A 23,097-nucleotide genomic window follows, 5' to 3' on the forward strand; every position below is an offset into this window, starting at 1 on the left:
ACCTGTGCGCCCGTGTCGCGGCGCGCCGTGGACGCCCCCTGTTACTCCATTCCATGGACCTCCCGGCCCTGCCGTTCGGGTTCTGGCTCGACGATGGCGTCCGTGACCACATCATCTACCGCAGCGGGGTGGCCGGCTTTCACCGGGACCACATCATTCTGCACGAGCTGTGCCACATGCTGGCCGGCCACAACGCGACCGGCGAGGACGGCCAGTCTCATGCCGGGGTCGACATCGACCGGCTGATCGAGCGGGCCATGACGAATCGCTTCAACGACCGGCAGGAAGACGTCGCCGAGATGTTCGCCTCCCGGGTCCTCAAGGTGGTGCATGACGGCTTCCCCGGGTCCCTGAGCGACTTCGAGCAGCACGCGGCCGCGATGTTCGGCGCGGCGTGATGTCCGACGAGACCATCCGCCAGATCATCATCACCGTTGTCGTCGCCGTACTCGTCGTGCGGACGCCGTTCATGGTTCGCGACCGGCGCCAGCGTCCGCTGTGGTTGATGCTGCTGGTCTTCGCCGGCGGCTCCCTCGTCATCCAGTCCTGGTTCGGTGCCGCGATCAACCGGGCCACCGGGGTGGCGCAGGTCAACAACCTGGTCCAGGGGCTCTGGGGCGTCCTGAGCATGGCGGTCACCCTCGAGTTCGTCAGCCGCCTCGCCGGCAAGGGCCAGCGCTCCCGCCGATGGGATCTGACCCGGATCGCCGCCGCCCTGACCACCGCGGCCGCGATGGCGCTCTTCTTCGCGCTCACCCCACCGCCGCAGCGGTTCACCGTGCCCCACGGATTCACCACCTTCACGATGTACGCGCTCACGGCCGCGATCTACATGATCACCACGGCGGTGGCGGTCGTCTGGTTGCTGTGCCGTCACCTCCGGTTCGTGCGGACCAGGACCTTGTCCGCGGCGCTGGTCCTGCTCGCGGTGGGCAACGCGACCCAGGTGCCGTTCATGACCATCCGCACGGTGCAGCGGCTGAGCGGCGCGGCGAGCCCGGGCCTGCTGGATGTCGCGTTCATCCTCAACACCACCCGGTTCATCCTCGTGCCGATCGGATGCGTGATCGCCGCGATGGAACCCGTACGCAAGGCTTCGCTGTACTGCTACCGCCGGGCGCGCCTCTACGGCTTGTGGCGCCGGTTGCGCAGCGCCACCCCGGAACTGCAACTGTCTCCGGATGTCTCCCGGGCCTCCGATCTCCTGGCGTTCGACGATGCGTGGGAGCGCCTGCACCGTCGAGTGGTCGAGATCCGCGACAGCATGCTGTATCTCCATGACACGTGGGCGTCGCATGATCTGCTGAACGCGGCCCGTCAGCACGTGGAGGACGGGCCGCCAGCGCACCGGCCCCGCCTGTTGACCATCGCGTGCTGGCTCGAGGTGACCCGCCGGCTCGCCGTGACCGGGCGGCCCAGGGTGTACGCCGACGTCGACCGATCTCTGCTCCCCGACCTGCGCGCGGCACGGTCCACCATGCACCCGGAGACGCGGTACCTCCTGCGCCTGCACCGGGCGCTGCGCTCCCGGGCGGTACGCGACTTCGCCGACCGGCACCTGGAGGCCGGTGCGGCACCCGCGGCCGCCGGGTCGTCGCGGTAACCAGCTCTCTGCCAGCCCTGTGCACCCGGACCGAGGTCGGGCACGGGGCGTTCGGCGCGCGCGGCAGACCTCGAGGCACGTCCGTCTCCTTTCGACACCGGGTGTCCACTCGGGTGTCCAATGTACTTGACGCGTGCGACGGCCCCGGCCTAGGGTTGGCGACAGGATCGCGCGATTCAGACGGAATGCAGTTCCACCACGGCAACGGCACGATCGAGTGAAAGGCACGCGGGCGGCGGCGTCGGCGCCCCACGTGGCACGAGTAACCGAAGGAGTGGTAAATGCCGACACCGGCTTGGGAGATCGAACCCGATACCGGCAGGCCAAGGGTGATACACGTCAACACGACTGCCGTCGGCGGTGGGGTGGCCGAGGTGCTGCACGGCCTCGTTGCTCACCAGCGTTCGGACGGAACCAACGCGGGTTGGTTGGTGATCAACGGAACGGACGACTACTTCGCCGTCACCAAGTATCTCCATCATCTGCTGCATGGGCGGGCGGACCCCGATCGGCTCGATGATCCGGCGCTGCTGCGTACCTATCATGAGGTGCTTGCGCCCCAGGCATCGTGGCTGGCGTCTCAGCTCGGCCCTGGCGACGCCGTGATCCTGCACGATCCGCAGACGCTCGGGCTGGCCCCCGCGATCCGGGCCGCCGGAGCGCGGGTGGTGTGGCACTGCCACATCGGCACGCAGAGCCGGTCGGCCCAGGGGCCGGACGCGGTGTGGCGGGCCCTGGCCGCCGAGCTCGCCGCGGTCGACGCGGTCGTCACCACGCTGCCGGAGTACGTGCCATCGTCGGTGCCCCCGCACAAGCGGTTCATCGTCGCGCCGGCGATCGACCCGATGTCACCGAAGAACCACCCATTGACGACCATCGACATCGACACGCTGCTGGACGAGATCGGCCTCACCACGGCCCGCCACGCGCCCGACGTGTCGGTCACGCAGCAGGCGCCGATGCCGCGCGACGCGCGGGTCGTGCTTCAGGTTTCCCGGTGGGACCCGCTGAAGGACATGCCGGGCGCCCTGCGCTGCATCAAGGGACTGGCACCGGACGTGCACCTCGTGCTCGCCGGTTCGGATCCGACGGAGATATCCGACGACCCGGAGGGCGCCGCCGTCCTCACCGAGGTCCGCCGGGTCTATGCCGGCCTCGCCCCGGCCGATCGGGCCAGGGTGCACCTGGTGACGATCTCCGGGCGAAACCCGTACCGCAACGCGATCGTGGTCAACGCCCTGCAGCGGCGTGCCGACGTGGTGCTGCAGAAGAGCCTCGCCGAAGGCTTCGGTCTCACCGTGACCGAGGCCATGGTCAAGGGCCGTGCCGTCGTCGCGTCCGCGGTCGGCGGCCTGCGACAGCAGATCGTCGAGGGCGTCAACGGTCTGCTCGTCGACCCGGAAGACCTCAATGGGGTACGGACGGCGCTGCGGCGCCTGCTCGGTGATCCACCGTTGCGCGCCCGGCTGGGCGCCCGCGCCCGCATCGACGCTCTGGAACGCTACTCGATGACACGACTCGCCCAGGACTATGTCGACATCGTCGAGCCCACCCTGGCGGTGACCGCATGAGCGTCGCCGTCGTCACCGCGGCGACGGGTGGCATCGGTCGTGCGGTGGTCGAGGCACTGCTCGCCGAGAAGATCGTTTCGCGGGTCGTCGCCGTCGACATCGCGCAACCGGCTCATCCGTTGCCGGACGGCGCCGAGCTGCTCTGCTGTGATCTGCGCACTGAGCAAGGGCTGGCCAGGCTCGACGCGCAACTCCCCGCCGACGTGTCCGTGCTGGTCAATGTGCTGGGTGGGGAACGGCAGCCGCCGGTGCGCCCGATCACGGACGTGGCGTGGCCGCCTCCCGAGGTGTGGGATGACATCATCGATCTCAACGTTTCCGCCGGGTACCGGCTGACCAGGCTGCTCGTCCCACGGATCGCGCCGGGCGGCGCCATCTGCAACGTCAGCTCCATCGCGGCGACGATGCCGTGGGCGGTCTCGCCGGCGTACGGTGCTGCCAAGGCGGCACTCGAGCACTGGAGCAGCTCACTGGCCGTGCTGCTGGCCGACCGGGGGGTTCGCGTGAATCTGGTGCGACCGGGGTTCGTCTGGAGCAGCCAGTGGCAGCTGGTCGACCGTGACGAGTTCGAGAGCGTGGTGCGCGATCGGGTGCCGCTGCGCCAGGTCGCTGGTAGGACCCCGACCGACCGGGAACAGACCGCCGAGGACGTCGGCGCCGCCGTGGCGTTTCTCTGCTCCGCGGCGGCGGCACACGTCACCGGCCAGGCCATCAACGTGGACGGCGGCGCGGCCCTGGTCCGCGCCGCCCGGTGAGCGGCAGCGATGGCGGACACCACCACCGGAAAGACGCGACTGGGTAGCGGCACGGTCCTGCTCGCCTTCACCGCTTTCGGACTGCTCTGGGGCATGTACGCGGCAGCGCTGCCGGCGATCAAGCGCAACACCGGCGCCAGTGACGGCGACCTCGGCGCGGCGCTGGTGTGCGTCGGACTCGCGGCGGCACCGGCGATGTTCATGGTCGGCCGGCTGCTCGACCGGTACGGCAGGCCGGTCGCGATCACGGCGCTGTGCCTGTTCGCCGCTGCGGCACCGCTGCCCGCGTTCGCCGGATCGGTGCCCATGCTGGTGGTGGCGTTGCTGCTGTTCGGCTTCGCGTCGGGATCCTGCGACGTCGTGATCAACAGTTTGGCCGCGACGGTGGAGGCGGACACCGGGGAGCGGGTGCTCAACCGGGCGCACGCCCTGTTCAGCGTCGGCCTGCTGGTCGGCACGGTGGTCACGAGCCTGACCAGGGCGGCCGGCGTCGAGGCCGCCTGGCCGTTGGTGGGGTTGGCCGTGGTGACGGTTCTGCTCACGGTGGCCTCGACGGGCCGGGTGCCGGCGCGACTCGCCGCGCATGCCACCGGAGAGACCCAGGCGGCCAGGACGCGCCGGCGCATCAATCCGCTGGCGCTGCGGTTCGGTGTGCTGGCCGCGTTGGCCCTGCTCGTGGAGAGCGGAGTTCAGCAGTGGAGCGCGGTCTTCCTCGAGGACGAGGTACACGCCGCCCCGGGCCTGTCCGGGCTCGCTCCCGGGGTGTTCGCGGGATCGATGGCACTGGGCAGATTCGGTGGCCACTGGCTGTCCACCCGGATGTCCGACCGTGTCGTGCTGTTGGCATCCGGGCTGCTGTCCGGGGTGGGGGTCCTGATCGTGGCGTGGTCGGGCAGCCCGCTGGTGGCACTGGTCGGGTTCGCCGTCGCCGGGGCGGCGATCTCGGTCGCGGCGCCGACGGTGTACGGCGTGGTCGGCCGGAGCGCCCCGGCCCAGCGGCGCGCCACGCTCGTCGGAGCCACCGCCTCCATCGCCTATGTCGGACTACTGCTCGGACCGGTGGTAGTCGGATTGATCGCCGAGCAGACCGCGTTGCGCACCGCGATCGGCTCGCTGCTCGTGGTCTCGCTGGCGATCAGCGTCGCCGCCGTCCTGGTCAGAGCGGCAGGCCGAGAATCGCCCGTGTGACCGGCTCGTGACTCTCCGGGTGCGTATCCGAGCGCCCGCCACTGACACCGCACGCGCGGGCAGGCCGGGCGTGTGCTTGCGGCCGTGTCCGCGGCCGACGGAATGACGGTGCGGTACCGCCGTGCCCATGGGCGTCCAGGCCTGGGCCGGACATGACATCTACAGGCACGCGCTCTGCGGAAACACGTGATCTGCAACAGGGAGCCGCACTATGGACAATCGCATGTCGGGGGCCGACGAAAGGACAGTCACAGTATTCGACATCGGCGGTACCTATCTGCGGTGGGCGCAGTGGTCGCCGGTGAACGGTCTCGGGGCGGTGGGCCGTACGGCCTCGCCGAGCCGCGCGCGTTTCGGGTGGACCGGGGTCGACGAACTGCGGTCGATGTTGATCAACGACATCACGGCCCGGGTCCCGGCCGGGGCCACGGCTGGGGTGTCGCTCGGCGCGGCCCTGGACCACCGGACCGGCACGGTCTACGCCTCGGCCCCGCTGTGGGGGCCGCACGCCACGCCGTTCGACATGCTCGGCGCGCTGCAAGCGGCCCGCCCGGACGTTCGGTGGCAGGTGGTCAACGACGTGACCGCCGCGCTGCGGCACCTGGCGAGTTCCGAGCGCGGTCATGGCGTGAACAAGCTGCTGCTGGCCACCATCAGCACCGGTATCGCCTGCCGCACCATCGACCTGCGCACCGGAACGATCCCGGTCGACGGCAGCGGCCTGCAAGGGGAGATCGGGCATCTGCCGACCATCGTGCTGATCGACGAGGCGCCGGTGCGCCTGCGGTGTGACTGCGGGCAGATGGGACACGTGGCCGCCTACTCCTCGGGCCCGGGGATGCGGCGGCTCGCCGAGGTGCTGCGCATCCGGCGGGGCCGCGCGTGGGAGGCGTCGGCGATCGGCGTCCGGCTGGCCGGTGGGGCGGCGTTCGAGACGGCGCTCCAGGCGGCGTTGGACGCGGGCGACGCGGTGGCGACGGAACTGCTCGACGCCGCGACCGGGCCGGTGGCGGACATCGTGCGGACCGCGTTCTGTCTGGACCCGGACGTCGACCTCGTCGCACTCACCGGCGGGGTCGGCGTCGGTCTCGGGGCGCGCTACCGGGAGTCACTGCTTCGCCACCTGAGCCGGGCCGGGCTGTACCTGACCAGCGAACGGGATCCGGCCTGGATGCCCGATCGGATTCTGGTCTGCGCCGAGGGCGACGCCGACGGTCTCGTCGGTGCCGGGCTCGCGGCGCTGGCCGCGTTGCCCGAGCCCGCAGCGTCGGAGGAGTTGGTGCGGCAATGATCGGAAGAACTGCGGCGGCGGCCGGGCACCGGGCGATCGTCCGGTCTGACGGCGGGATATCCGTCGCCGACCGGCCCACGGTCCTGCCGGGTCCGGGCGAGTTGCTGGTAGCCACCGAGTACGCGGGGTTGTGCGGCACCGACATCCAGATGTTGCGGGGCCTGCGCGACGATCCGGCCCCGGTCGTCGGGCACGAAGGGGTGGCCAGAGTGGTGGCCGCGGGTGAGGGTACGCCGGAAACACTGGCGCCGGGCACCCTGGTCGCCGTCAATCCCACGCATCCGACGGACCCCGGCTTCCTGCTGGGACACAACGTCGACGGCCTGTTGCAGGAGCGCACGTTGCTGCCCGCCACGGCGGTGGCGGGCGGCAGGGTACTGGTCCTGCCGGAATCCACCGACGTCACGCTGGCCGCCCTGCTCGAGCCGTTGGCCGTGGTGCGGTACGCCGTGGACGCGCTGCGCGCCTTCCGGCCGACGACGCTGCTGGTCGTCGGTGATGGGACCGTGGGCCACCTCGCCGTGCGCGCCGCGGCCCGCTGGCTCGGCACCCGGACGCGTGTGGTCCTCGTGCACCACACATCCGCGGGCCGCGCGTTCAGCGCCGCCAGCCCGTACCCCGCGGATGTGCTGCTCGACGCGGGTGAGCTGGCGGAGGCCAAGCTGGGCGGCTCGGTCGCGGCCCTGGTGGCCACTCCCCGCGACGCCACGGTGGCCGCGCTCGAGGCCGTCATCCGCGCCACGGAATCAGACGTCGTCGTGGACATCGTGGGCGGGGTGCCGCCCGGCGCCACGGCACCGTCGCTGCCCGGGGTCGATCTCGGCGCCGTGCGGGCGGCCAACTGCGGCGGCGTGCCGGACCCGATCCTCGTCACGACCACCGACCGGGGGATACGCCTGGTGGGCCACCGCGGGGTGGCCAACCAGCATCTCGTCGCGTCTGCCGCCGAGCTGGCGCGGGCCCCGGAGCGTTACCGCGACCTGATCACCCACGAGACCGACCTCGACGGCGCGGCGCGCGTGATGCGGGCCCTGGCCGGATCGCCCGAACGGACCGTCGACGGCCGCCGCTTGATCAAACTTTCGGTGCGGGTCACCGAAGAGAGGACTTCTGATGACAGACACCCGGCTGACCGGTAAGCGCGCACTCGTCGTCGGCGGATCGACGGGCATCGGCCGCGGGATCGCGGACGCGTGGGCGGCCGCCGGCGCCCACGTGGTGATCGGCAGCCGCAGCGCACCCGTGGGTCCCGGTGCGGAACTCCTGCACTGGCGGCTGCTCGATCTCACCGAGCCGGAGCGCGCCCGGGCGCGGCTCGAGGAGATCGCCACGGACGGTCTCGATCTGACGTGTTTCTCCTCCATCTACTACGGAGCCAGGCGGGCCTACTTCGCCGACGTCGCCGAGCAGGAGTGGCGTACGCAACTCGACATCAACGTCAGTGGCCTCTGGATGACCCTTGCGGCGGCGCTGCCGTCCCTGCGCGCCGCCAGGCCGGGGCTGTTCGTCGGGGTGTCGTCGGAGGTCGTCTACAACGCCGGACCGGGCAGGTCCGGCTACACCGCGACGAAGGCCGCCGCAAAGGCGCTGCTGGACTCGGTCGGGCAGGAGGAGGACAGCACCGCGGTACGCATCGTCCAGGTACTGCCCGCGGGCATGGTCGACTCTCCGGGCATCCGCCGGCGGCGGCCGCCGGACTTCGACTACAGCTCCTACATGAAGCCCTCCGACTTCGCCCGCCTCGCGACGGAACTGGCCGTCACCGCCGGGGCGGGACACCACGGCGACAGCCTCGTGGTCGACGCGGACGGTGACTGGTGGTCGGCCACCGACCGGGTCCCCGTCTCCCAGAGCCGGTCGGTGCGCACATGAGCTGCCTCGTCGGCCTGGCCGCATGGCGCCTCGCCGCGACCGGCGCCGAAGCGGTGCGGCTGACCGCGGCCGTGGGCGCCGACGGCCTGCAACTCGACCTCGGCGGTCCCGGGCGTGGCGAATGGCTGGACACCCCGGGGCGGGCGGAGAGCCTGCGCGAGGTGGCGCAGGACACCGGGGTACACCTGCTGGCGGTCACGGCCAACACCCTCAACGACGTCGGACTGATCGCCGAACCGGCCGTGGTGCGGCCGATCCTGATCCGGCTTCTCGATGTCGCGTACGAGCTGGGCGTGGGCCTCGTGTTCGTGCCGAGCTTCCGGCGCAGCGCCATCCGCGGACCGGCGGAGTTCGACCGTACCGTCGCGGCCCTGCGCTGGGCGGCGGTCGCGGCCGAGGCCCGCGGCCTGGTGCTGGCCAGCGAAAATGTGCTCGCGCCCGGGATGGCCCGGACGCTCGCCGAGCGGGTGGCCTCGCCCGCCTTCCGCCTGCTGCTGGATACGTTCAATCCTGTCGTGCACGGCGTGAGCCCCGTCGCACTCGTCACCGAGCTCGGCCACGTGCTGGCCGACCAGGTCCACCTCAAGGACGGTCCGCCGGAGGTCGGCGCGTCGCCACCGTTGGGGGCGGGCCAGGGCGGACTCGACGACACCATCGCCGCGCTGCACCGGCGGCACGTGCCGGTACGCGCGTTCGTCCTGGAGAACGACTACCGCGACGCGGATGTCGACCGGCTCGCCGTCGACATCGCCTGGACGAGAGAGCGCATTCAGCAGTTCGTCACACCCGGGAGCAGGAGTCGATGATGACCACAGATGACACGACCGCGATGCGCCACGTCACCGCGACCGTGGCCGCGGTGCTGTTCGACATGGACGGGACGCTGGTCGACTCCACCGCGGTCGTCGAACGCACGTGGCGTTCGTTCGCCGACCGGCACCAGGTGGAACTCTCGCGGATCCTCGCGGTGTCGCACGGGCGCCGCACCGAGGAGACGGTCGCCGAGTTCGTCTCCGCGGGCGTGGACGTCGCGGCCGAGGCCCGGCGCATCGCCGCCGAGGAGGTCGCCGACACCGAGGGAATCACGGCGGTGCCCGGCGCCGGCGAGCTGCTGGCCCGGCTGCCCCGGGGCAGCTGGGCCATGGTGACCTCAGCCGGGCGCCGACTCGCGGAGGCCAGGATGGCAGCGGCCGGACTACCCATGCCCGATGTCACGATCAGCGCGGACGACGTCACCGCCGGCAAGCCCGATCCGGAGGGCTATCTCGCCGCGGCCGCACGGCTCGGCGTCGCTCCTGAGTCGACCCTCGTCTTCGAGGATGCCGAGGCCGGCCTGCTGGCCGCGCGGCGCTGCGGCGCACGGACCGTGGTCGTGGGCACGGCTCACCCGCCCGCCGGGCAGGGCCTCGACCGCGTCGCCGACTTCAGAAACGTACTCGTCGACGCCGACCCTTCGACCGGTCTGCTGCACGTGACGCTCGGTCCATGAGTCGTCAGGAGGTCGTCGGCACGAAGGTTGCACCTGATCCGGTTCATGAGTAACGCAATCAATGGGGGAGTGGACATGAGCATCAGCACAGCCGAGAGCAGGTCGGGACTGCACGTTCGAGACGAGGCCGGATCCTGGCTCGTCCACACGCAGAAGCAGGTCAGCTATGAGGTACGCATGCGTGACCATGTCTTCCGGCGCGACCATACCGACCTGCTCGAAATCGGGGCGGACACCGACGGCCGGCGGCGCCGATTCGTGATCGTCGACAGCAAGGTCGACGAGTTGTACGGCGCCGAGATCCGCGCCTACTTCGCGCACCACGATGTCGAGTACGCGATGATGACGGTGCACGCCAACGAAACCGTCAAGGACCTCGACACCGCGGGCCGTATCGTCGAGAAGATCGACGCGTTCGGCATCGCCCGGCGACGCGAGCCCGTGATCGTGGTCGGCGGCGGTGTGCTGACCGACGTCGTGGGCCTGGTCTCCAGCCTGTACCGGCGCGGCACACCCTTCCTGCGCGTCCCCACCACCCTGATCGGACTCGTCGACGCCGGTGTCGGCGCCAAGACCGGCGTGAACTTCAACGGCCACAAGAACCGCCTCGGTACCTACGCGCCCGCGGATCTCACCCTGCTCGACCGGCGGTTCCTCGCCACGGTGGGTCGACGGCACATCAGCAACGGCCTCGCCGAGATGCTCAAGATCGCCCTGATCAAGGACCACCAGCTGTTCGAACTGCTGGAACGGCACGGCCGGTTGCTGCTCGAGGAGAAGTTCCAGGGCATCACCCTGGCCGGGGACGAGGCCGCGACCGCCGCCCTGCGGGCGGCCACCCACGGCATGCTCGAAGAGTTGCAGCCCAACCTGTGGGAAGCGCAGCTGGAGCGGTGCGTCGACTACGGGCACACCTTCAGCCCGACCGTCGAGATGCGTGCGCTGCCCGCACTGCTGCACGGTGAGGCCGTCTGCGTGGACATGGCCTTCACGACCGTCATCGCCCAGCGGCGTGGCCTGCTGACCGAGGCCGAACGCGACCGCATCCTCGCCGTGATGGCGGCGCTCGAACTGCCCACCTGGCACCCCATGCTCGACCCGGTGGTGCTGGCCCACGCGCTGCAGGACACGATCCGGCACCGCGACAACCAGCAACGGCTTCCACTGCCGGTCGGCATCGGTGGTGTCACGTTCGTCAACGACCTCACCGAGAAGGAGATGCACGCTGCCGTCACGGTGCAGCGCGACCTCGCCGCAGGAATTCGGGACACGGGGGGAAACGGCAGGTATGGCGGCCACCGTTGACACGCCGTTCGACTGGCGAGACATCCGCGGCGACGGTGTGCGGCTGAAGGCCGGAGGGCGGTCCTACATCGACTGCGCCTCCGGCACCTTCAACCTCTCGCTCGGCTATTCGGCAACCGAGGTGAAGCAGGCGTTGCACGAGCAGATCGAACGGTGCTGCCACCTGTCGTCGGAGCTGACCCGGGAAAAGTCGCTCCGGGTGTTCGAGTCGCTGCGGGAACATCTGCCGTCGCACATAGACGGCTACTGGTTCCGGGACATCGTGGGGTCCACCGCGATCGAGTGTGCGGTCAGAATCGCGCAGAAGGCCACCGGGAAGACCGAGATCATCTCGCTGTTCGGCTCCCACCACGGCCAGTCGATCGCGGCGACCGGAATCTCCGGCAACGCGTTCCGCCAGGCGAGCTTCCGGCTGCCGGTCATCGCGTCACTCAAGGTGCCGGCGCCGGACTGCAACAACTGCTTCTACGACAAGACGCCGGACAGCTGCGGGATGTTCTGCGCGACCCGGCTGGACGACTTCCTGGAGTACGCGTCGAGCGGCCAGGTGGCCGCCGTGGTCATCGAGCCGATCCTGGGCAACGGCGGGAACATCGTCCCGCCGCCCGACTACTTCGGCAGGCTCCGGGAGTTCTGCGACCGGCACGGCATTCTCGTCATCGCCGACGAGGTGCAGACCGGCTTCGGGCGTACGGGAGAGTTCTTCGCCAGCAACGGACTCGCCCGGGAGCTGCGTCCTGATGTCATCGTCTTCGCCAAGGGCGCCGGAGGCATCGGCATTCCGGTCGCCGGTGTCCTCATGCGCCGTGAGCTCGATGTGCTCGAGCCATGGGAGCACTCGTCCACCGCCGGAGCGAATCCGCTGGCGCTGGTCGCGCTCCAGGCGACCATCGACTACATCAACAAGTACGACGTGCTGGCCAACGTGCGCGCCCTCGGGCCGGTGCTGCGCACGGAACTGGACCGTCTCGGACACGAGTTCCCCAGCATGGAGAACGTCCGCGGCGAAGGGCTGATGCTCGGGTTCGACCTGCCCGACAGCGCATCGGTCGCCGCGTTCATCGAGGTGGCCAAGGGACACGGGCTGCTCCTGCGGGGCAGCCGCTACGGGTTCGGGCGCACGGTGAAGGTGCGTCCGCCGCTGGTCGTGAACGCCGCCGAGGTGGCCGACATCGTGCGAGGACTGCGGTCCGCGTTGACCGAACTACAGGAGGCGGGAGTCGGATGAAAGCGCTCAAGTTTCACGGTGCCTGGGACGTGGAACTCACGGAGGTCGGGACGCTGCACGCCACCGGGCCCGACGACGTGGTCGTGGACGTGAAATTCTGCGGTATCTGCGGCACCGACCTCGCGATCGTTTCCGGTGCCTATCCGGTGGCCCAGCGCGGGGTCACCCTCGGGCACGAGGCCACCGGCATCGTCGCGGAGATCGGCGCGGACGTGTCCACGGTGCGCGTGGGAGACCGCGTCGTCATCAACCCGACGCCGTCCTGCGGGACGTGCCGGATGTGCACGAGCGGCCGGGCGAACCACTGCGTCAACAAGGTGGGGACGGAGAGCGGCGTCAGCTACGACGGCGCCTTCGCCGGCAGATTCCGGACGACGTCACCGTACGTGCATGTGCTGCCCGAGCATGTCCCGCTGGAAGCGGCCGCGTTGACCGAACCGCTGAGTTGCGTGCTCGGCGGGGTCCGTCAGCTGGACCTCACGACGCCCAGCGCATTCACGTTCGTGTTCGGTGCCGGGCCGCTGGGTCTCATGTACTCGTGGGCCCTGGCACTGCGCGGCGTCGTGCCCGTCGTGATCGAGCAGTCGCCCAGCCGTCTGGAGCTCGCGCCGTCGCGGCTTCCGTCCGGCGTGCGTGCCTACGCCTCGCTCGACGAGGCCCGCGCGAAGCATTTCCACGACCCTGCCTGCCCGATCGACCTCGTCGTGGACACGACGACCGGCCTGCTCGACGAGCTGTACCCGCAGATGTCCTGCGGAAGCACCTACCTGTCGGTGGGGCTCAAGGCCCGGCAGGTCGCGATCGACACCATGCACCTGGCCGATCGCAGCCTCACGATCCTCGGCTCGATCGACTCCCGGGACGGCTCCTTCACCGAGGCCTTCAACCTCATCGCCAGTGGCATCTTCCCGGCACGGCGCCTGGTCAGTGACGTGGTGCCGCTGGCGGACTTCGCGCGCGGCTTCGCCGTGCTGGGTTGCGACATCGGGAGACGTCAGATGACCCCGGCCCCGGTGGGTAGCTGCAAGGTGCTCCTGCAGGTATGAAGAATCCGAAGGTCAGCATCGTCATCCCGTACCGGCAGCGGCTGCGCAACATCCGCATCGCGTTCGAGGCGTTCGCACGGCAGACCCTGCCGCGGGCCGAGTTCGAGATCGTGCTCGGGGTCATGGAGCACGCGCCCGACTTCACCGCACTGTGCCAGGAGTTCTCCGACCGTCTCGACATCGTCGCGGTCAGCTGCTCGTACGACTGGCAGGTGGGCAGGGCGCGCAACCTGGCGCTGCGGATGGCCCGCGGCTCGGTCGTCGTGCTGCTCGACGCCGACATGGCGGTGCCCCGGCGTTTCCTGGAGAACCTCTGGGAGCGGCACTTCGCCGGAGGACAGGAGCACTGCGTCGTCGGCCAGATGATCGACTACGACAACAACACCGCGGACGTCACGTCGGCCGAGGCACGCCCGTACGCCTTCTACGCGGACCGCCTCGCCGAGTTGGACAGGCACGGGCCCGGCCCGGCCGATGCCCGGCTGCGCACCGCGCACGTCATCGCGTGGGCGTTCGCGTGGACCGCGCTGATCGCGTTGCCGCGGGACACGATCACGCGGCACGACCTGTTCTTCGACCTGAACTTCCACGGGTACGGCGTCGAGGATCTGGAGTGGGCGTACCGGGTGTCGCGGGCCGGTGTGCCGATCGTCATGCGCGAGGACGTCTTCGGCATCCACCTGCCACACCAGCGCAACGTCGCCGCGAACCGCCGGACGGAGGAGGCGAACTACCGCTATTTCCTGGGCAAGTGGCCGAGCGTTGAGGTGGAGCTCGCCGCGGCGTTCGGCGACTTCGAGGCGAACCAGCAGCTCGTGGCGTTCAGGCGGGAGCTCTCCGAGGTGCTCCCGTCCGGCAGCGCGGGCCCGGCGGTGGTACGCGGCGCCAGCGCGGGCGTCGACACCGTCGTGGTCGGTGCCGGACTGGGTGCCGACGGTGAGGTGTGTCTGCCGGTGGGCACGACCTTCGACGCGGAGCCGGAGGTCACGGTGTTGCCGCTGGCCGGACTCGCGCTGCCGTTCCCGACCGGGTCGGTGCAACGCTGCGTGATATCGCCGTCGGTGCGTGGTTTCTCCACCAGATACCGGAAGCATATTCTCGCCGAGGCCGGCCGCGTCGCCCGGGAGACCACCGATGCGGCAGCACTGACCTGAAAGGATCCGGTGATCGTGCCCGAGATGCAGTGGCTCAACGAACCCCCACAGTGGTCTGTGGAGGGCGACACCGTTCGCGCCGTCACGGCGGCCGACACGGATTTCTGGCGCAACACCTTCTACGGTTTCATCCACGACAACGGGCACTTCTACCACCGCGACGTCAGCGGCGACTTCACCGCCGAGGTCACGGTGCACGGCCGGTACGACACCCTGTATGACCAGTCCGGTCTGATGCTGCGGGTGGACGAGCGGAACTGGCTGAAGACCGGGATTGAGTACACCGACGGCACGACGCACGTCAGTACGGTCATCACCCGGGAGTTCTCCGACTGGTCCATGGTGCCTTGGCCGGACTATGCGGGGAGCCTGCGGATCCGGTTGACCCGGCACGACACGGCACTCCGGGTGCAGTGCGCGACCGACGACGGCGGATGGCGACTTCTCCGGCTGGGCTACCTCGACCTCCCGGAGTCGGTCCAGGTCGGCGTCATGTGCTGTTCGCCGCAGCGGGCCGGCTTCGGGGCGTCGTTCACCGGCTTCACGGTCACGGAGCCGATCTCCCGGGAGCTGCACTAGCGATGGCGAACGACGTCCGCACCGAGGAACGCGAGCGTCGGCGCCGGATGGCTCTGCTCGGGCGCGTGGCCACGCAGGCTGCGCATGCCGGTGCGGCCGCGGTCGCCGAGCGGCTCGACCGGGCGACCGGAGTGGGGCACAAGTCCGGCCGGACGGACCCGGTGACCGATGCCGACCGGGTCAGCGAGCGGGCGATCGTGGCAGCGCTGCACCGGGCCCGGCCGGACGACGGGGTGGTGGGCGAGGAGGGCAGCGACGTCGCCGGCACGACGGGACTCCGGTGGGTGGTCGACCCGCTCGACGGAACGGTGAACTACCTGTACGGCCTGCCGAACATCGCCGTCAGCGTCGGCTGTGAACAGTGCGTGGACGGCGTCTGGCGGCCCATCGTGGGCGCCGTCCACGACATCCGCCGAGGGGAGACGTTCGCGGCGGCTCACGGCCTGGGTGCCCGCCTGAACGGCACACCGATCACGGTCAACGCCACGGCCCGGCTGGCGACGGCCCTGGTCGCGACCGGCTTCTCGTACGATGCGGCGTCGCGGGCCCGGCAGTCGCGGGTGCTCACGGGTGTGCTTCCGCGCGTGCGGTGCCTCAGAAGCAACGGCAGCGCGGCCCTGGAGCTGTGCTGGGTGGCGTGCGGGCGCCTGGACGCCTACTACGAGGACGAGCTGCGCGCCTGGGACACCGCCGCGGGGGTGGTGGTGGTCGCGGAGGCCGGTGGCCGGGTGACCCCGCTGGGCGTGGGCGGTGTGATCGCGTCCGGTGCGGGGCTGCACGACGCGCTGGCCGAGCTGGTGAGGCCGGCGACCTCCGGCGGCGGGGCGCCGCCCGCGGCCGCGTAGGCGCGCATGGTCACTTCCGATGCCCTGGCCCGGCCGACCAGCAGACCGCGCCAGCTGGCGATCCTCATCACGCTGGCCGTCGCCACCTTCGTGTTCGTGACGGCGGAGATCATGCCGGTGGCCCTGCTGCCGTGGATGGCCCCGGCGCTGGACACCTCGTACGAGCGCATGGGCCTGGTGGTGACCGGATACGGTGCCGTCGTCGCGCTGACGTCGATTCCGCTCACCCGGCTGACGCTGCACCTGTCGCGGCGGCGGCTGCTGTGTGGCGCTTTCGGCCTGTTCACCGTATCGATCATCATGGCTGGGCTGGCCGACAGCTACGCGGTCCTGCTGACCGCGCGCATCGCGACGGCGCTCAGCCACGCGGTCTTCTGGTCGCTGGTGGCGACCACCGCGGCGTCGTTGTTCGCCGGTGCGGCGACCGGCTGGGTGATCGCGGTGGTGTTCAGCGGCGGCAGCCTCGGCGCGGTGATCGGCGTGCCGGGCACCGCGTGGGTCGGCGAGCACGGTGGTTGGCGCTTCGCGTTCGGCGTCGTCGGGCTGCTCGGCCTGCTCGTCTTCGTGGCCCTGTGCCTGCTGCTGCCGCAGGTGCCCCGCGTCGCCGAGAAACGGTCCGTGGGCCGCAGCCCGTCGCGTCGGCAGTACGCCGTCGTGCTCGCCACCACAGCCGTCGCCGTGACCGCGGTCTTCACCGCGCAGACGTACGTGACGATCTTCCTGACCGACGCCAGCGGTTTCGCCCCGTCGAGCATCGCCCCGACGCTGCTGGTGGCGGGTCTCGCAGGGGTGGCCGGCGTCAGCGCGGCAGGCTGGATCATGGATCGGCGGCCCTTGCTCGGCATGGTCGCGACGCTTGTGCTGTCCGCCGGAGCGCTGCTCGCCCTCTACCCGCTGGCGGGTCATGGCCCGGCCGTGATCCTCCTGGTGGCGCTGCGGGCGCTGGCGTTCGGCGCGCTCGGGACAGCGGTGCAGGTGCGCGTCCTGTCGGTGGCGCCGGGGAGCACCGACATCGCCTCGGCCGCGAGCTCCAGCGTGTTCAACGTGGGGATCGGCGCCGGTGCGCTGCTCGGTGGCTACGTCGTGGCCAACGCCGACGTCCGGCACACGACGCTGGTGGCCGGTGTGGCCGGTATCGTCGCGGTGGCGGTGTACGTCCTCGGCGTTCCACGGCCGCGCCGACAGCGGGCGAGGACGAAGTAACAGAGAGTAGTTCTCTGCTGTTCGGCGGGGTCCGTCTCTGGACGGACGGTCAGCGCTGACCGGCCGGGCGGTGACCCGCCGTCGCGGTAACGGTGAGTAACAGCGGCTGCTGCGTCGAGCCGGGGGCCGGGTCCGTTTCGGTACGTTCGTCGTTCTGATCCGTACCCCTCCCTTTGCCCGGAGTAATGATGCTTCGTCCGTCCCGTTCCTCTCTGCTGACCGCCGCCGTGTCGCTGGCCGCCGGCCTGCTCACGTTGCCGGCCCCCGCGTACGCCGCGGACACCACGACCTCGCTGGACGCGACCGCGATGGCCGCGGCGCTCAGGACGGTGGCCGACGCGTCGACCGCCGCGGCCCGCGACGGCTGGAAGATCACCGATGCCTTCACCGGTGGTTCGGTGTCGGCCTCGTCCACGGTGGTGGTCGATGTCAGCCACAAGATCGCACACTCGCGGTACCAGTTCGGCGGCGACAGCATCGCCATGTACGTCGTCGGTGGCAAGGGGATGTACCGGTCCTTGAGCGAGCCGGACGAGCGGGCGGCGGTGAAGATGATGGGCCGCCCCCAGGTCCGCTACCAGTTCACCGCGGTTCCGTCGGTGACCCTCGGTGATTTCCTCGGGGCAGGGCTGACCACGCCGGCCACGGCGCTGACCGACGTCGCGCACGCGGGCACCCGGACCGTGCACGGCGACGGGTCCGCCCACTACGCCTACCGCGACGGCGACGGCATGACGATCACCCTGCACGTCAGCGCGGCGGGGACGCTGACCGGCAGCCGCGGCGCCGGCCCTGGTTTCAGTGAAACCGCCACGTACGGCTACGGGGTGCAGCACGTGACGCTGCCGGCGGCGTCGGTGACGATCAGCGCGACGACGCTGGCCCGGGGCGTGGCGTACGTGAACATGACCGACACCGTCGGCGAGGTCGCCGCCCAGGGCGCGGCCGACACCCGCCGCGCCGCGCACGGGCACCGGATCAAGGTCGCCGTGTTGCGCCGGATGGTCCGCCAGGAGGCGTCCGACTTCAACCGCATGATCGGCACCAAGATGGTCCGGGTGACCACCATGGACCGTGGCGCCCGGGTGTACGCGAAGAACCCGTGGACCCACAAGACCACGTCGTTCACGGTCAAGGCGTCCGGCAAGAAGATCGCCGTCGAGGGCTGACCCGCTCCCGGAAGACCGCCCCGGACCCCTGGAACCCAGGAGTCCGGAGCGGCCCGGCGGATCAGGAGGGTGTGCCGTAGACGGCGAGCTCCGTCGAATCCATGAACGAGCAGCCGCTGTACGGTGCGTCCGGCGTGGTGCACACGCCCATGTCCTGTGCCTGGCTCGAGAGCATCGTGTACCGCACGTACAGCACGTCCGTCGTGCCCGCGGACAACGCGACCGGGTTGGCCAGGCCGCGGTTGGCCGCGGTGAACTGGCTGTCGGCGGCCACGGTCCAGGTGGTGCCGTCGGGGGACGTCTCGATCCGGAACTTACCGGTCGAGGCGCTTCCGAAGTCACCGCAGGTCGCGGTCGCGTCCAGCGTCAGCTCGGTGATGTCGACCGCCTGCGGCAGCTTGAGCACCACGTGGTACCCGTTGACACCGGTGACCTGGGAGGCCCAGCCGGAGCCGTACGACTGGTCGAACAGGTGCTTCGGGCCGCAGCGGGACTCGGTGTAGTCCGGGCCGGTGAAGCTGGCGACGCTGCTGCCGCCGGCGGTGGCCGCCCAGTCGCGGCGCAGCGCCCAGTCGGCCCGGTTCACCCGGGCACCGACGGAGACCGTCTTGACCATGGAGTCGAACCCGGCGGTCTTGGCGAACACCTTGGGGTAGGTGCCGGGCAGCACGCGACTGATCGTGTACGTCCCGTCGGCCGCCGTGGTGGTCACATAGTCGTTGGCGAACCCGGAGGTGTGACCGCTGAAGGTGACGGTCGCTCCGGCTACGGCCGCGCCCGTGTCGGCGTCGGTGACCTTCCCCGTCACCGTGCCCCGCGGGGTGTTGGCCGCGGGCGGCAGGGAGAAGTCCTCGGTCACGTCGGTGTCGGTGCCGTCCACGGCACCGGCGAAGAAGCCCATGCCGCGGTGCGCGAACACCTTCCAGATCGCCGACTGCAGCCGTCCGCGGTTGGCGACGAGATCGGCCTGGAGGATGGAGTTGCGCTGGTCGAGGAACGACGGCTTGGCGGGTGACAGCTCCATCGCGCGGGTCACCAGGAACTGGGCCTTGCTGCTGCCGATCGCCTTGCGCAGGTCCCACAGCGTCTGCGCCCAGATCTCGCCGTCGGTGTGCACGTCGGGACCACCGGAGTAGATCTTGCCGTAGTCGCCGTAGGTGTAGCCGCCCCGGCCCGCCGTCGGGGTGCCCGGGCACGCCTTGGAGGCGCTGCCGACCTGGCAGTCCATCGGCTCGCTGCGCAGGGTCACCCCACCGAACATGTACTTGCCGACGAGGACGTCACCTTCCCTCGCGGTGTCCTTCTCGTAGCCCTTGGCCACGAAGTAGTCCTGGGTGTACCAGTCACTCCAGGCCTCGCCCATGGCGCGCGCCTGAGCGACGGTCAGCGTCGAGACCCCGTTGGCGTCGACGACGAGGCGGTTGGACAAGCCGTGGGTGTACTCGTGGAATACCGTGTCGGCCTCGTCGCTGGAGTTGCCGGCGAGGGACTCGTCGTCCGGGTTGGTCGGGTCCGACCACAGGTACATCTGCATGCGCGGCGGGGTGCCGTCCGGCGGCGTGCTCATGTTCGCGTTGCTGATGTGGTCGGTGTCCGGCAGGCCGTTGGCGGTGTTGGCGCCGTCGAGGGCCTCACCCTGCACGGCGTCCTCGTCGATCGCTTCGAAGTTGCCCGCGGCGCGGGTGAAGCCGATCGGCTTGGCGGCCAGGTGGTCGTGCCACACGCCGAGGAGGTAGTAGAGCTCCACGGAGGACTGCGCGCGGTTCGTCCGCCAGGAGTACGGGACCTTCGGGTTCCAGGAACACTTGAACGCCGCCCGGCACTTGCCGCCCACCTGCTTGCTGAAGTCCGTGAACGGGTACCGCCAGGTGCGGTTCGCGCGTGGCCGGACCTCCTCGGACGGGTTGGCCTTGTTGTCGTCGTTGAGGTCGGTGTAGACGTGGGCGATGTTGCCGGCCAGTCTGGGTGAGCCGTTCGGCAGCCACCTGCCCAGGTCCACGCTGACCTGCTTGCCGCCCGACGGGGCGCCCGGGTAGTTGGGCCAGATGAGGGCGGTGTCCTTGGCCACCGTGCTCTGCCGGAACAGCACCGTGCCGTCCTGGGCGTCGACGACGTGGATCCAGCCGGTGTCCATCGCGACGGTCTGCCACGCAAGGCGCGGGCCGGTGGCGGTCTGGAACATGACCAGCGACGCCGCGCCCTGGTCGGAGAACGTGGTGGCCCTGGTCGCACCTGCGGCCCGGTGGACGACCGTGGCGCGGGAGTCGCCGAAGACGTTCTCGACCGCGGCGGCGCGGGCCTTTTCGGCGCTCAGCCTGGCCGTGCCCGGTCCGCTCGGCAGGTCCGCGACCGGTGAGCCGTCGACCTGGATGAGCCGCCCGTCCTTGGCGACGTGTGCCTTGACGCCGTTGCCGAATACGGGCACGCCGCCCACGCTCTGGATGAAGCTGAGGTGGTGGGTGCCCGCGCGGTCGACGTAGTCGCGGCGCAGCTTGAGCCGGCCGACCTCGCCGGCGCTGAGGCCGAACACCGCCGGGTTCGCCGTCACGTAGTTCAGGGCGATCCGGGCGGGGCTCAGGGAGCTCACCCCGGTGAGGAACCCGTCGAGCTTGGCGACGCGACGCGGCGTACCCGTGGCCCGGTCCAGCTCGACGACGCCCTGGATGCCGAGCGTGTCCCGCAGCCGGCGCACCGGGCTGCCCGGCTCGACCGCTGCGGTCAGGCGCCGCACGGCGACGCTGGTGCTCCTGGCCGTGATCTCCGGCTGTCTGGCCCGGGAGGCGTTCAGCGCGTCCCGCGAGTCGTAGTCGGCGAGGTCCTCGCGTTCCACCGTCCGGTCCGCGGCACGCACGACGTCCTTCGGCTTCGGCGCCGAATCAGCGTGCGCGGTCACCACGCCCCCGACCAGGACGGCGCCGCCCGCTGCTGCTGCCCACCATCGCCGGTTCCGCGATGACGCCGACAACGCTTTCATTCAAGGCCCCTTCCGGCCGGATCAGGTGGCACCGTCCGTCCGGTCGCACGTCGCGCGCCGGGAACCCACCTACGGCCATCCGGAGGACGCCGATCGGCGTCCGGTGCGGGATCACAAGATCAATTCCGATTTCGCTACCAGTTGGCAACCAAGGGAGGCGGAATCAGGCGGCGTCGAGGTCGCGAAAAGTGCGGTTGTGGCCTGTGCGCCCGTGGCTGGAGGCGATGCGGTCGCGGCCCGCGTGCTTGGCGATGTAGAGGTTGCGGTCCGCGGCGGACAGCAGCGCGGGCTGGCTGAGGTCGGGGGCCTCGTGGACGCCGGCCACGCCGATGCTGATCGTCACGGGCAGCGTTCCGGTGATCTCCTGCCACGCGTACGCGCTGACGACCTGGCGGATCCGGTCGAGTTGCTCCGTGGCGGCGGCGACCCCGGTCGCGGGCAGGACCATCAGGAATTCCTCGCCGCCGAGCCGGGCCGCGAACCCGTCCGGCGTCGCGGCGAGAAGCTCGGTCTCCAGCAGCTTCGCGACCTGGACCAGTACCCGGTCGCCGACGTCGTGGGACAGTTGGTCGTTGATCCGCTTGAAGTGGTCGAGGTCGACGATGGCGACGGTGAGGTCGGGGTCGGCCGCGATCAGGGCGGGGAGTTCCTCGTCGACGTAGCGCCGGTTGCGCAGGCCGGTCAGCGGGTCGCGGCGGGCCTGCTCGCGGAAGCGTTCGGCCTCCTCGCGGACCTCGGCGGTCTCGAAGATGGTCTGTGCCTGGGCCTCGTGCTGCTTGGAGCGCAACCGCTCGTAGGCCTCGTGGAAGACCTTGTGCATCGCGAACGCCTCGGCGATCTCGCCGCGGGCGGCGTGCAGCTCGGCCTGCTCCTGGTGGACCCGGACCAGGACCTCGTGCAGCTCCCGTTCGACGCAGAGCTCCCGGGAGGAGTCCAGGCTGGCCTGTGCCCGGTCGGTGGCACCCATCCCGCGCTGGGCGCGGGCCAGGGTGAGCAGGTACTCGGCCAGGTATTCGGCGCCGTCGTACCGCCCCGTGTGGTGCAGGTCGATGCAGGCGAGCATCGTCCGCTCGGCTTCCGCGTACAGGCCGTTGCTGATCTGGATCGCGCCGATCGTGTCCAGCGTGAAGGTGGCGAGTTCGATGTCGTGTGCCTCGGCGTGTTCCTGCAGCCGGCGGGCGACCTCCTGGGCGCGCACGAACTCCCCGGCGAGATACTCCGAGTACGCCCAGTTGTTGAGCACGTCCGTGAGCAGCTCCCACAGGCCCAGCTCGCGGGCCAGCTCCTCGGTCTGTGCAAAGCGCGGCCGGGCCGCGTCCAGCGCGCCGCTGTCGGCGAGGGCGTCGGCCAGCTTCATGTGGTGGCGCACCCTCATGTACGGGGTGGCGGTCTCGTCGAGCAGCTCCACCGAACTGAGCGCATGCTCCAGGCTCTTGGCGAAGTCACCGCGCAACCGCTGGACGTACGACCAGATCGCGTGAGTGCGGGCCTGCAACATGCGGTCACCGTGCTCGACCGCCCAGGCGAGGCTCTCGTCCAGCCGCTGGGCGGCCCCGGCGACGTCGCCCGCGCGCACGAGCAGGTACGTGCGGCTCAGGCGGGCGCGTGCGACGAGGGTGTCGTCGCCGAGTTCCAGCGCCCGGGCCTCGAACTCGGTGACGAGGGCGAGGGCGGCCTCGGCGTTCCCGATTCGCCGGTCCTCGATCTCGAGCAGGGCAGCCGAGAGTTGCTCGGCGCTGGTCGCGCTGGCGATCAAGGTCTCACCCCCGGTCCGGTCGCCTCCTCCATCGGCCAAGGTCAGCCGGGCTGAAGTAGTTGGGCGGCG

General features: G+C 70.5%; 20 protein-coding genes. 18 read left to right on the forward strand and 2 right to left on the reverse strand.

All coding sequences use genetic code 11. The annotated features are described in order from the left end of the window. Positions 1 to 53 precede the first annotated feature (53 nt). The 18 genes from ACMCNO_RS14820 (at position 54) to ACMCNO_RS14905 (ending at position 18,298) form a co-directional block, all read left to right on the forward strand. Positions 54 to 398, forward strand: coding sequence for a hypothetical protein (locus tag ACMCNO_RS14820; protein ID WP_412750008.1), 345 nt, complete (start codon positions 54 to 56; stop codon positions 396 to 398). Next, positions 398 to 1,603 (forward strand): MAB_1171c family putative transporter, encoded by a 1,206-nt coding sequence (locus tag ACMCNO_RS14825; protein WP_412750009.1) that lies wholly within the window; start codon positions 398 to 400, stop codon positions 1,601 to 1,603. Before ACMCNO_RS14820 ends, ACMCNO_RS14825 begins: the two co-directional genes overlap by 1 nt. A gap of 281 nt (positions 1,604 to 1,884) precedes the next feature. Then, complete coding sequence (locus tag ACMCNO_RS14830; protein WP_412750010.1) at positions 1,885 to 3,174, forward strand: glycosyltransferase; 1,290 nt, start codon at positions 1,885 to 1,887, stop codon at positions 3,172 to 3,174. Beyond that, positions 3,171 to 3,929: an SDR family NAD(P)-dependent oxidoreductase gene (locus ACMCNO_RS14835; RefSeq protein WP_412750011.1), complete on the forward strand. Its 759-nt coding sequence runs from the start codon at positions 3,171 to 3,173 to the stop codon at positions 3,927 to 3,929. The genes ACMCNO_RS14830 and ACMCNO_RS14835 overlap by 4 nt, the downstream gene beginning before the upstream one ends. Positions 3,930 to 3,938: 9 nt before the next feature. Continuing rightward, positions 3,939 to 5,117 carry an MFS transporter gene (locus tag ACMCNO_RS14840; RefSeq protein WP_412750012.1) on the forward strand — a complete coding sequence of 393 codons (1,179 nt, stop codon included), beginning with the start codon at positions 3,939 to 3,941 and terminating at the stop codon, positions 5,115 to 5,117. Between the two features lie 211 nt (positions 5,118 to 5,328). Further along, positions 5,329 to 6,408, forward strand: a complete 1,080-nt coding sequence (locus ACMCNO_RS14845) for an ROK family protein (protein ID WP_412750013.1) — start codon at positions 5,329 to 5,331, stop codon at positions 6,406 to 6,408. Next, the gene (locus tag ACMCNO_RS14850) at positions 6,405 to 7,547 is read left to right on the forward strand and encodes an alcohol dehydrogenase catalytic domain-containing protein (protein ID WP_412750014.1); all 1,143 of its coding nucleotides are present in this window, start codon (positions 6,405 to 6,407) and stop codon (positions 7,545 to 7,547) included. Before ACMCNO_RS14845 ends, ACMCNO_RS14850 begins: the two co-directional genes overlap by 4 nt. Continuing rightward, complete coding sequence (locus ACMCNO_RS14855) at positions 7,522 to 8,280, forward strand: SDR family NAD(P)-dependent oxidoreductase (RefSeq protein WP_412750015.1); 759 nt, start codon at positions 7,522 to 7,524, stop codon at positions 8,278 to 8,280. Before ACMCNO_RS14850 ends, ACMCNO_RS14855 begins: the two co-directional genes overlap by 26 nt. Then, complete coding sequence (locus ACMCNO_RS14860) at positions 8,277 to 9,086, forward strand: sugar phosphate isomerase/epimerase family protein (RefSeq protein ID WP_412750016.1); 810 nt, start codon at positions 8,277 to 8,279, stop codon at positions 9,084 to 9,086. Before ACMCNO_RS14855 ends, ACMCNO_RS14860 begins: the two co-directional genes overlap by 4 nt. Next, a complete protein-coding gene (locus ACMCNO_RS14865) occupies positions 9,086 to 9,769 on the forward strand; it encodes an HAD-IA family hydrolase (protein WP_412750017.1) in 684 nt (227 codons plus the stop codon). Before ACMCNO_RS14860 ends, ACMCNO_RS14865 begins: the two co-directional genes overlap by 1 nt. A gap of 75 nt (positions 9,770 to 9,844) precedes the next feature. Continuing rightward, positions 9,845 to 11,074: a sedoheptulose 7-phosphate cyclase gene (locus ACMCNO_RS14870; protein ID WP_412750018.1), complete on the forward strand. Its 1,230-nt coding sequence runs from the start codon at positions 9,845 to 9,847 to the stop codon at positions 11,072 to 11,074. Next, positions 11,058 to 12,302, forward strand: coding sequence for an aspartate aminotransferase family protein (locus ACMCNO_RS14875; RefSeq protein ID WP_412750019.1), 1,245 nt, complete (start codon positions 11,058 to 11,060; stop codon positions 12,300 to 12,302). The genes ACMCNO_RS14870 and ACMCNO_RS14875 overlap by 17 nt, the downstream gene beginning before the upstream one ends. Then, positions 12,299 to 13,348 (forward strand): zinc-dependent alcohol dehydrogenase, encoded by a 1,050-nt coding sequence (locus tag ACMCNO_RS14880; RefSeq protein ID WP_412750020.1) that lies wholly within the window; start codon positions 12,299 to 12,301, stop codon positions 13,346 to 13,348. Before ACMCNO_RS14875 ends, ACMCNO_RS14880 begins: the two co-directional genes overlap by 4 nt. Further along, positions 13,345 to 14,502, forward strand: a complete 1,158-nt coding sequence (locus ACMCNO_RS14885; RefSeq protein WP_412750021.1) for a glycosyltransferase family 2 protein — start codon at positions 13,345 to 13,347, stop codon at positions 14,500 to 14,502. The genes ACMCNO_RS14880 and ACMCNO_RS14885 overlap by 4 nt, the downstream gene beginning before the upstream one ends. Positions 14,503 to 14,526: 24 nt before the next feature. Continuing rightward, entirely contained in the window at positions 14,527 to 15,081 is a 555-nt protein-coding gene (locus ACMCNO_RS14890; RefSeq protein WP_412753705.1) for a DUF1349 domain-containing protein, read from the forward strand. A gap of 2 nt (positions 15,082 to 15,083) precedes the next feature. Continuing rightward, on the forward strand, positions 15,084 to 15,926 hold the full coding sequence (locus tag ACMCNO_RS14895) for an inositol monophosphatase family protein (RefSeq protein WP_412750022.1): 843 nt from the start codon (positions 15,084 to 15,086) through the stop codon (positions 15,924 to 15,926). 6 nt (positions 15,927 to 15,932) lie between these two features. Next, on the forward strand, positions 15,933 to 17,129 hold the full coding sequence (locus tag ACMCNO_RS14900) for an MFS transporter (protein ID WP_412750023.1): 1,197 nt from the start codon (positions 15,933 to 15,935) through the stop codon (positions 17,127 to 17,129). Positions 17,130 to 17,317: 188 nt separating this feature from the next. Beyond that, the gene (locus tag ACMCNO_RS14905; protein WP_412750024.1) at positions 17,318 to 18,298 is read left to right on the forward strand and encodes a hypothetical protein; all 981 of its coding nucleotides are present in this window, start codon (positions 17,318 to 17,320) and stop codon (positions 18,296 to 18,298) included. Between the two features lie 61 nt (positions 18,299 to 18,359). Here the strand turns inward: ACMCNO_RS14905 and ACMCNO_RS14910 are convergent, their stop codons facing one another. Continuing rightward, positions 18,360 to 21,272 (reverse strand): M36 family metallopeptidase, encoded by a 2,913-nt coding sequence (locus ACMCNO_RS14910; protein ID WP_412750025.1) that lies wholly within the window; start codon positions 21,270 to 21,272, stop codon positions 18,360 to 18,362. 163 nt (positions 21,273 to 21,435) lie between these two features. Then, positions 21,436 to 23,028 (reverse strand): GGDEF domain-containing protein, encoded by a 1,593-nt coding sequence (locus tag ACMCNO_RS14915; RefSeq protein ID WP_412750026.1) that lies wholly within the window; start codon positions 23,026 to 23,028, stop codon positions 21,436 to 21,438. Positions 23,029 to 23,097 lie beyond the last annotated feature (69 nt).

This window comes from Krasilnikovia sp. M28-CT-15 (genome assembly GCF_047159595.1).
GTDB lineage: Bacteria > Actinomycetota > Actinomycetes > Mycobacteriales > Micromonosporaceae > Actinoplanes.